1 protein-coding gene is annotated in these 1,427 nt (G+C 69.2%); it reads right to left on the bottom strand.

The genetic code is table 11. The features are described from left to right. Positions 1 to 30: 30 nt before the first annotated feature. On the bottom strand, positions 31 to 1,427 hold a 1,397-nt coding region (locus tag AB0J68_RS32175; RefSeq protein WP_363942654.1), incomplete at its 5' end, for an LPXTG cell wall anchor domain-containing protein.

The following is a 1,427-nucleotide window of genomic DNA, read 5'->3' as shown; positions in this document are numbered from 1 at the left end:
GTCGGCGGGGCACCGGTGGTGCGGGGTTGATCAGGCGACGAAGCGGGTCCGGCGGCGCTTGGCCACCAGGTAGCCGCCGACGCCCGCGGCGAGCAGCAGAGCGCCGATGCCGGCGATCAGGCCGGTCGACTGGCCGGTGATCGGCAGCGCGCCACCGTCATCCTCGCCGCCGCCCTGACCGCTGGCCGCGTTCACCAGGATCTTGGCGGTGTCGTTGGCCGGCTTCAAGTCCTCGTAGAAGCCGCCCTCGCACTCGCACGGCACGTTGACCTTGACCGTGCCGGTGGCGTTGGCGATGACCTTGTCGATCCGGAACTTGAACTCGCCGGTCAGCTCCTCGCCGGCCGGGGCGAACGGACCGGGGTAGCAGCGGTAGGCGGCGGCACCCGGGGTGCCCGCCTCCTCCCACTCGGCGTCGTTGCCGGTCCGCGGTGCGCACTCGAACGGCACCTCGACGGCGGTGGTGCCCTTCGGGACCGTCACGTCGACGTAGGTCACGTCGGACCCACTGCGGAAGTGGTCCAGCGTCGCCGGACCGTTGTTGCGGAAGCCGAGCGGGGCGGTCACCACCGCGCCCTTCTTGCCGGTGAGCGTGGCGCCGATGGCCTCCAGGTCAGCCCCGTTCTTGCCGGTGACCTGCACATTTACTGCGCCCCAGTTGTTGGACGGGTCGACGTCCGTCTGGAGGGCGCGGGCATTGCGCTTGCCGGGCATCGGGGCCAGTTCCAGGGTCTTGCCGGTGCCTTGGCGCGCTGCCGCGACGCCGGCCTCCCTGCGCGCACTGTTGAGTGCGTCAAGGTCTCCCGGGACCACCCACCGGACGTTGCTTTCCTGGCTCCCCGGTGCGTAGGTGTCCTTGGCGAGCTCGTAGTTGAAGGTCGCGGTCCTACCCTCGCCCGCCGGAATCTTCTCGTCGAATTCGCAGGCGAGCAGGTAGTCCTCTACATAGAAGCAGTTGTCGAACCGCTCCTTACTGCGGATGCCGTAGTCGGGGTCGAAGATCGCCACGACACCGTCGACAGTCGTCGTGCCGACGTTCTGGACCGAGAAGGGGGCCTTGAACGAGCCGCCCGGCGCCGCCTTCACCTCGACGTTGGGGCCAGCCGCGAGGTCCACGCCTTCGGCGATCCGGATCTGGGAGGTGGAGTCCGCAACCTCCTTGCCGCCAGCCCGGAGGCTGATCTTCAGCTCGCCGGTGTCCCCCGCGGCTGCCTTGTCGGTAGGGGCGATGACGACCCTCGACGGGAACCCGCCGAATTCCTCATCGACGACGAGCGGGGAATGTTCGATGCAGACCAACACCGCGTCGCCGTCGGCGGAACAGTCGTTGCCGGTGTCACCGGCCAAGGTGACCTTGCCGGCCAGCGAGCGGTAGTCGTAGCGGACGGTGACCTCGTTGAGCACGGCCGGCTCGGAGCCGAGCACGG

Source organism: Micromonospora sp. NPDC049580, assembly GCF_040675595.1.
Lineage (GTDB): Bacteria > Actinomycetota > Actinomycetes > Mycobacteriales > Micromonosporaceae > Micromonospora.
Note: the sequence above shows the minus strand (reverse complement) of the source record. Positions and strands in the feature narration are given on the sequence as shown.